Origin of the sequence: Streptomyces murinus, assembly GCF_002154555.1 — a bacterium.
Lineage (GTDB): Bacteria > Actinomycetota > Actinomycetes > Streptomycetales > Streptomycetaceae > Streptomyces > Streptomyces murinus.
Genome location: NZ_MUNF01000003.1, coordinates 21,160 through 28,774, shown reverse-complemented (window position 1 = coordinate 28,774; position 7,615 = coordinate 21,160). Strand labels below are relative to the sequence as shown.

The following is a 7,615-nucleotide window of genomic DNA, read 5'->3' as shown; positions in this document are numbered from 1 at the left end:
CGGGTCAATACACCTAGGGCCCTCCCGCGTCAGCCGATGGAGAGCTCGCCCATCGCGTTCCAGCCGTCCGCGCCCTCGATGGTGGTGCTGACGATGTCGGGGGTGCGGCGCAGCAGCGGGCGCATCGCTTCGAGGCCGGCGCGGAAGTGGTCGGAATGGACGTGCGCCTCGCCGGTGCCGTCCCGGAAGGCCTCGACGAGGACGTAGGTGTCGGGGTCCTCCAGGCTGCGGGACCACTCGAACCACAGATTGCCGGGTTCGGCGCGGGTGGCCCGGGTGAAGGCCTCGACGTGCTGCGGCCACGCCTCGGTGTGCTCGGGCTTCACGGGGAACTTGACGACGATGAAGATCATCCATCGATGATAGGCGGCCGGGTTTCCCAGGGGCCCGAACGACCACGACCCACCCGCGCCCCACCGACTACGATGATCCTCTCGACCCCGATCCCGGCGAAAGCGAGCGCACGCGAAATGGCTGGAGAACCGCAGGACGACTGCCTGTTCTGCAAAATCGTCGCGGGCCACATCCCGGCCACCGTCGTCCGCGAGACGGAGACCACCCTTGCCTTCCGGGACATAAACCCGCAGGCCCCCACGCACATCCTGGTGATCCCCAAGGTCCACTACCGGGACGCCGCCGCGCTCGCCGCCGGCGCCCCCGAGGTCGCCGCGGACGTACTGCGCGAGACCCAGGCCGTGGCCGACGAGGAGAAGCTGGACAGCTACCGCGTCGTCTTCAACACCGGGCCCGGCGCCGGTCAGACCGTCTGGCACGCCCACGGGCATGTGCTCGGCGGCCGCGGTCTCGAATGGCCGCCCGGATAGTCCGCCGTGTCCGTCCGTGAACTCGTCGTCCTCGGCACCGCGAGCCAGGTCCCGACCCGGCACCGCAACCACAACGGCTATCTGCTGCGCTGGGACGGCGAGGGCATCCTCTTCGACCCCGGCGAGGGCACCCAGCGGCAGATGCTGCGCGCCGGGGTCGCCGCGCACGACCTGAACCGCCTCTGCGTCACCCACTTCCACGGCGACCACAGCCTCGGCGTCGCCGGGGTCATCCAGCGCATCAACCTGGACCGGGTGCCGCACGAGATCACCGCGCACTACCCGGCCTCCGGGCAGCGCTTCTTCGACCGGCTGCGGTACGCCACCGCGTACCGGGAGACCGTCGGTGTCACCGAGGTCCCGGTGACCGCCGACGGCACCCTCGCGGTGACGCCGTCGTACACCCTGGACGCCCGCAGGCTCTCGCACCCGGTGGAGTCGTACGGATACCGGCTGACCGAGCCGGACGGCCGCCGGATGCTGCCCGAGCGGCTCGCCGCGCACGGCATCAAGGGCCCGGACGTGGGGGTGCTCCAACGCGAGGGGCGGCTCGGGGACGTGACGCTGGAGGAGGTCAGCGAGGTACGGCGCGGACAGCGGTTCGCGTTCGTCATGGACACCCGGCTCTGCGAGGGCGTGTACACGCTGGCCGAGGGCTGCGACCTGCTGGTCATCGAGTCCACCTTCCTGGACGAGGACGAGGAACTCGCGGTGGAACACGGGCACTTGACGGCCGGGCAGGCGGGGGCGGTGGCGCGCGGGGCGGGGGTACGGCATCTCGTGCTCACCCACTTCAGCCAGCGGTACTCGGAGCCCGACGAGTTCGAGAGGCAGGCACGGGCCGCCGGCTTCGAGGGCGAGCTGACCGTGGCGTACGACCTTCAGCGAGTGCCGGTTCCGAAACGACGGTAAGTGCGCCGTACGATGCTTTGATGCCCCTCCCCAAAGCAGAACTGCACCTCCACATCGAAGGCACCCTGGAGCCGGAGCTGGCCTTCGACCTGGCCGCCCGCAACGGCGTGAAGCTGCGCTACGCCGACACGGAAGAGCTGCGCGAGGCGTATCGGTTCGAGGACCTCCAGTCCTTTCTGAACCTGTACTACGAGCTGATGACCGTCCTGCGTACCGAGCGGGACTTCGAGGACCTGGCCAACGCCTATCTGACCCGCGCCGCGGCGCAGGGCGTACGGCACGCGGAGATCTTCTTCGACCCGCAGGCCCACCTCGCCCGCGGCCTGGACATGCGCACCGTCGTGGAGGGGCTGTGGCGGGCGCTCGGCCGCAGCGAGGAGAACCACGGCGTCTCCACCCGGCTCATCCTGTGCTTCCTGCGCGACGAGTCCGCCGACTCCGCGCTGGAGACCCTGGAGGCCGCCCGGCCCTACCTCGACCGGATCACCGGCATCGGCCTGGACTCCGCCGAGGTCGGGCACCCGCCGGCGAAGTTCCGCCAGGTGTACGAGACCGCCGCCGGGCTCGGGCTGCGCCGGGTGGCGCACGCCGGCGAGGAGGGGCCGCCGGAGTACATCACCCAGTCCCTGGACCTGCTCGGCATCGAGCGCGTCGACCACGGGCTGCGCTGCATGGAGGACCCCGAGCTGGTGGAGCGGCTGGTGCGCGAGCGTGTTCCGCTCACCCTGTGCCCGCTGTCCAACGTCCGGCTGCGCACGGTGGACACCCTGGCCGACCACCCGCTGCCGGCCATGCTGGACGCGGGGCTGCTGTGCACGGTCAACTCCGACGACCCGGCCTACTTCGGCGGGTACGCCGACGACAACTTCCGCGCGGTGCGCGAGAGTCTCGGGCTGACCGAGGACCGGCTGCGCGAACTGGCCCGCAACTCCTTCCTCGCCTCCTTCCTGGAGGACGACGAGGAGCGCCGGGCCCGGTACCTCGCCGAGGTGGACGCGTACGTGTTCTAGACGCACACGTGTTCCAAGCGCGTTCGGCACGGGCCCCGGCATGGGCTATGATTGATCATGTCGAGGTCGCCGGAACTCCGGTAGCCGGACAGTGCGTTGGTGGTCCAAGGAAAGACGCCCCGCTTCCTGCGGGGAAATGCAGGTGCAAGGCCTGCCCGGCGCTCCATTGCAGAGCCCCGTCCCGCCGTGTGCGGGGCGGGGCTCTGCGCTGTGCGCACGGACCTGTCCAGGTGTGCGCATCCCCGGCCGTATGCCCGTACGCGGCGGCCCCGGTGGTGCACACTGGCCAGACCCAGCACACCAGGGAGCGCACCGTGACCTCGTCGCACACCCTCATCGGAGAGGAACCCGAGCACCTCACCCGGGCGGGGCACCGCCAGGCCCAGGTCGATCCGCTCGCCGCGCGGCGCGCCCTCGGGGATCCGCCCTGGGACGTCTATCTCACGGGCACCGTCTTCCTCGACATCATCTTCACCGGCCTTGACTCGGCGCCCGTGCGCGGCACGGAGTCCTGGGCCCGTGGCATGGGCTCCAGCCCCGGCGGGGTCGCCAACATGGCCAGCGCGCTGGCCCGGCTCGGGCTGCGGACCTCGCTCGCGGCCGCGTTCGGGGACGACCACTACGGGGAGTACTGCTGGGACGCCCTCGCACAGGGCGAGGGCATCGACCTCACCCCGTCGCGCACGGTGCCCGGCTGGCACTCGCCGGTGACCGTGTCCATGGCGTACGAGGGCGAGCGGACCATGGTCTCGCACGGGCACGAGCCGCCGCCGGAGGAGCCGGCCCCCGACTGCCCGCCGCGCGCCCGGGCCGCCGTCGCCTCCCTCACGCCGGGCCGCCGCGCCCCCTGGATCGCCCAGGCCGCGCGCGGCGGGACCCGGATCTTCGCCGACGTCGGCTGGGACGAGACCGGCGCCTGGGACCTCGCGGGGCTGTCCGACCTCGAACACTGCGAGGCGTTCCTGCCCAACGCCGAGGAGGCGAAGCGGTACACGGGCGCCGACTGCCCCCGCCTGGCCGCGCATGCGCTCACCGAGTACGTGCCGGTGGCGGTGGTGACGCTGGGCTCGGAGGGCGCGTACGCGGTGGACCGCCGTACCGGCGAAGCCGCGGAGGTCCCGGCGATCGCGGTGGAGGCGCTGGACCCCACGGGCGCGGGGGACGTCTTCGTCGCCGGCTTCGTGACGGGCTCCCTCGCGGGCTGGCCGCTGGCCGACCGGCTGGCGTTCGCGGGGCTCACGGCCGCGCTGTCCGTGCAGGAGTTCGGCGGCTCCCTGTCGGCGCCCGGCTGGTCGGAGATCGGCGCGTGGTGGCGGCGGGTGCAGTCCCTGCCGGCCCAGGACCCCATGGCGCTCCAGCGGTACGCCTTCCTCGACCGGCTGGTCCCGGAGGAGCTGGACCGCCCCTGGCCGCTGCGCCGGGCCGTGCCCACCATCGGCTTCCGGGGCCCCGGCTGACGGGCGGCGGTGCGGTGGCGGCGTACCCCCGGCCGGAGGAAAAGTCCTACGGGCTTCTGAGCCGTCCGGCGTACTCTGGACAGCGACGAGGCCGCCCTAGGTTGTGCGGTCGCGAGGAGGAGGAAGCACCAGGCCTTCGCGCCGGCCCATGACACAGACACCCACAGCTCACACCCCCACGCAGGAGCAGGCGAGAGCGCAGCTCACCGTCCCCGCCCAGCACCCCATGGTGACCGTTCTGGGTTCCGGCGACTCCCTCCTGCGCGTGATCGAGAGGGCCTTCCCGGCGGCCGACATCCATGTCCGGGGCAATGAGATCAGCGCGGTCGGCGAGAGCGCCGACGTCGCCCTGATCTCACGCGTGTTCGACGAGATGATGCTGGTGCTCCGCACCGGGCAGCCGATGACGGAGGACGCAGTGGAGCGCTCGATCGCCATGCTCAAGGCGAGCGACAACGGTACGAGCGAAGGCTCGGAGACCCCGGCCGAGGTGCTGACGCAGAACATCCTGTCCTCGCGCGGCCGCACCATCCGCCCCAAGACCCTCAACCAGAAGCGCTATGTCGACGCCATCGACAAGCACACGATCGTCTTCGGCATCGGCCCCGCCGGTACCGGCAAGACCTACCTGGCCATGGCCAAGGCCGTCCAGGCTTTGCAGTCCAAGCAGGTCAACCGGATCATCCTGACCCGCCCCGCGGTCGAGGCCGGCGAGCGGCTGGGCTTCCTGCCCGGCACGCTCTACGAGAAGATCGACCCCTATCTGCGCCCGCTGTACGACGCGCTGCACGACATGCTCGACCCGGACTCCATCCCCAAGCTGATGGCCGCCGGGACCATCGAGGTCGCGCCGCTGGCGTACATGCGTGGGCGTACCCTCAATGATGCGTTCATCATCCTGGACGAGGCCCAGAACACCAGCCCCGAGCAGATGAAGATGTTCCTCACCCGACTCGGCTTCGACTCGAAGATCGTGATCACGGGTGATGTGACGCAGGTCGACCTGCCGAACGGCACGAAGTCGGGTCTGCGCCAGGTCCAGGAGATCCTGGAGGGCGTCGAGGACGTGCACTTCTCCCGGCTGACGTCCCACGATGTCGTACGGCACAAGCTGGTGGGCCGTATTGTCGACGCGTACGAGAAGTACGACAGCAAGAACGGCACCGAGAACGGCTCCCACCCGGGCCGTGGCAGGACCGGCGCCAAGGGCACCAAGGGGAAGTAGACCGGCACGAGCATGTCGATCGACGTCAACAACGAATCCGGCACCGAGGTCGACGAGCAGGCGATCCTCGACATCGCCCGCTACGCGCTCGCGCGCATGCGCATCCACCCGCTCTCCGAACTCTCGGTGATCGTCGTGGACGAAGACGCCATGGAGCAGCTGCACATCCAGTGGATGGACCTGCCCGGGCCCACCGATGTCATGTCCTTCCCGATGGACGAGTTGCGTCCGCCGGGCAAGGACGACGAGGAGCCCCCGCAGGGGCTGCTCGGTGACATCGTGCTGTGCCCGGAGGTCGCGACCAAGCAGGGGGCCGACGCCCCGACGCAGCACTCCATGGACGAGGAGCTCCAGCTGCTCACCGTCCACGGCGTGCTGCATCTGCTCGGCTACGACCACGAGGAGCCGGACGAGAAGGCCGAGATGTTCGGGTTGCAGGCCGCCATCGTGGACGGCTGGCGGGCCGAGCAGGGCCTGACCGGCCCGTCTCCCGCGCCGACCGTCTCGTAAGCCGGCCGGATGTCCCCGCAGATCGTGATCGGCGCGATCGCGCTGGTCGTCGTCGCCTGGCTCGCCGCCTGCGCGGAGGCGGGCCTCGCCCGGGTCTCCAGCTTCCGGGCCGAGGAGGCCGTGAAGTCCGGGCGGCGCGGCGGCGAGAAGCTGGCGCAGATCGCCGCCGACCCCACCCGCTACCTCAATGTGGCCCTGCTGGTCCGCGTCGCCTGCGAGATGGCGGCCGCGGCCCTGGTCACCTACGCCTGCCTGGAGGCCTTTTCGGCCACCTGGCAGGCCCTGCTGGTCGCCATCGCCGTGATGGTCCTGGTGTCGTACGTCGCCGTCGGGGTCTCCCCGCGCACCATCGGCCGCCAGCACCCGCTGAACACCGCGACCGTGGCCGCGTACGTCCTGGTGCCGCTGGCCCGGGTGATGGGCCCGATCCCCTCGCTGCTGATCCTCATCGGCAACGCGCTCACCCCCGGCAAGGGCTTCCGGCGCGGCCCGTTCGCCTCCGAGGCGGAGCTGCGCGCGCTGGTCGACCTCGCCGAGAAGGAGTCGCTGATCGAGGACGAGGAGCGCCGTATGGTGCACTCCGTCTTCGAGCTGGGCGACACGCTGGTGCGCGAGGTCATGGTGCCGCGCACCGACCTGGTCACCATCGAGCGCTTCAAGACCATCCGGCAGGCCCTCACCCTCGCCCTGCGCTCCGGGTTCTCCCGGATACCGGTCACCGGAGAGAGCGAGGACGACATCGTCGGGATCGTGTATCTCAAGGACCTGGTCCGCAAGACGCACATCAGCCGGGACGCGGAGAGCGACCTGGTCTCCACGGCCATGCGCCCGGCGGTCTTCGTGCCCGACACCAAGAACGCGGGCGACCTGCTGCGGGAGATGCAGAAGGAGCGCAACCACGTCGCCGTAGTCATCGACGAGTACGGCGGCACCGCGGGCATCGTCACCATCGAGGACATCCTGGAGGAGATCGTCGGCGAGATCACCGACGAGTACGACCGGGAACTGCCGCCCGTGGTGGACCTCGGCCAGGGCCGCTTCCGGGTCACCGCCCGCCTGGACATCACCGACCTCGGCGAGCTGTACGGCCTGGAGGAGTACGACGACGAGGACGTGGAGACCGTCGGCGGACTGCTCGCCAAGGCGCTCGGCCGGGTGCCCATCGCGGGCGCGTCCGCTGAGGTCGAACTCCCCGACGAGCGGCGGCTGAAGCTCACCGCGGAGTCCTCCGCCGGCCGCCGGAACAAGATCGTCACCGTGCTGGTGGAGCCCGCCGAGGAGACGAAGGCCGAGTGAGACCCGAGGAGCTGCGCGCCTTCTGCCTGTCCTTCAACGCGGCCGTGGAGGACTTCCCGTTCAACCCGGAGACCTCGGTCTTCAAGGTGCTGGGCAAGCTGTTCGCCCTGACGAACCTGGACGCGCGGCCCCTGACGGTCAATCTCAAGTGCGACCCGGAGGACGCGGTGCGGCTGCGCGCCGACCACGAGGGCCTGATCGTCCCCGGCTGGCACATGAACAAGCGGCACTGGAACACCGTCACCGTCGACGGCGGTCTCCCGGACCCGCTGCTGCGCGAGCTGATCGAGGACTCGTACGACCTGGTCGTCGCGGGGCTGCCGAGAGCGGAGCGGCTGCGGCTGGACCGCCCGTAATCGCGTCGCCCGGGGCCCGGGACTT

Annotated in this window: 9 protein-coding genes; 8 read left to right on the top strand and 1 reads right to left on the bottom strand. The window is 70.7% G+C overall.

Annotation, left to right across the window (positions count from 1 at the left end; all coding sequences use genetic code 11):
* Positions 1-29: 29 nt before the first annotated feature.
* A complete protein-coding gene (locus tag CCN72_RS00270; RefSeq protein WP_086805812.1) occupies positions 30-353 on the bottom strand; it encodes a putative quinol monooxygenase in 324 nt (107 codons plus the stop codon).
* Positions 354-470: 117 nt separating this feature from the next.
* Here CCN72_RS00270 and CCN72_RS00265 point away from each other — a divergent pair, with 117 nt between their 5' ends.
* From CCN72_RS00265 to CCN72_RS00230, 8 genes are all read left to right on the top strand, one after another.
* Complete coding sequence (locus tag CCN72_RS00265; protein ID WP_086805811.1) at positions 471-824, top strand: histidine triad nucleotide-binding protein; 354 nt, start codon at positions 471-473, stop codon at positions 822-824.
* 6 nt (positions 825-830) lie between these two features.
* Positions 831-1,736, top strand: a complete 906-nt coding sequence (locus CCN72_RS00260; protein WP_086805810.1) for a ribonuclease Z — start codon at positions 831-833, stop codon at positions 1,734-1,736.
* A gap of 20 nt (positions 1,737-1,756) precedes the next feature.
* A complete protein-coding gene (locus CCN72_RS00255; protein ID WP_086805809.1) occupies positions 1,757-2,746 on the top strand; it encodes an adenosine deaminase in 990 nt (329 codons plus the stop codon).
* A 335-nt stretch (positions 2,747-3,081) separates the two neighbouring features.
* On the top strand, positions 3,082-4,203 hold the full coding sequence (locus tag CCN72_RS00250; protein ID WP_244174086.1) for a carbohydrate kinase family protein: 1,122 nt from the start codon (positions 3,082-3,084) through the stop codon (positions 4,201-4,203).
* A 148-nt stretch (positions 4,204-4,351) separates the two neighbouring features.
* On the top strand, positions 4,352-5,428 hold the full coding sequence (locus CCN72_RS00245) for a PhoH family protein (protein WP_086805807.1): 1,077 nt from the start codon (positions 4,352-4,354) through the stop codon (positions 5,426-5,428).
* Between the two features lie 12 nt (positions 5,429-5,440).
* Positions 5,441-5,938, top strand: a complete 498-nt coding sequence (gene ybeY / locus CCN72_RS00240) for an rRNA maturation RNase YbeY (RefSeq protein WP_085564673.1) — start codon at positions 5,441-5,443, stop codon at positions 5,936-5,938.
* Between the two features lie 9 nt (positions 5,939-5,947).
* Entirely contained in the window at positions 5,948-7,234 is a 1,287-nt protein-coding gene (locus tag CCN72_RS00235) for a hemolysin family protein (RefSeq protein WP_086805806.1), read from the top strand.
* The gene (locus CCN72_RS00230; RefSeq protein ID WP_037655094.1) at positions 7,231-7,590 is read left to right on the top strand and encodes an MmcQ/YjbR family DNA-binding protein; all 360 of its coding nucleotides are present in this window, start codon (positions 7,231-7,233) and stop codon (positions 7,588-7,590) included. The genes CCN72_RS00235 and CCN72_RS00230 overlap by 4 nt, the downstream gene beginning before the upstream one ends.
* The last annotated feature ends 25 nt before the right edge of the window (positions 7,591-7,615 follow it).

Bases quoted from the DNA above. Each gene is read 5' to 3' on its own strand.
- CCN72_RS00265 (WP_086805811.1), top strand. From the start codon at position 471: ATGGCTGGAGAACCGCAGGACGACTGCCTGTTCTGCAAAATCGTCGCG.
- CCN72_RS00270 (WP_086805812.1), bottom strand. From the start codon at position 353: ATGATCTTCATCGTCGTCAAGTTCCCCGTGAAGCCCGAGCACACCGAG.
- ybeY (WP_085564673.1), top strand. From the start codon at position 5,441: ATGTCGATCGACGTCAACAACGAATCCGGCACCGAGGTCGACGAGCAG.
- CCN72_RS00255 (WP_086805809.1), top strand. From the start codon at position 1,757: ATGCCCCTCCCCAAAGCAGAACTGCACCTCCACATCGAAGGCACCCTG.
- CCN72_RS00235 (WP_086805806.1), top strand. From the start codon at position 5,948: ATGTCCCCGCAGATCGTGATCGGCGCGATCGCGCTGGTCGTCGTCGCC.
- CCN72_RS00245 (WP_086805807.1), top strand. From the start codon at position 4,352: ATGACACAGACACCCACAGCTCACACCCCCACGCAGGAGCAGGCGAGA.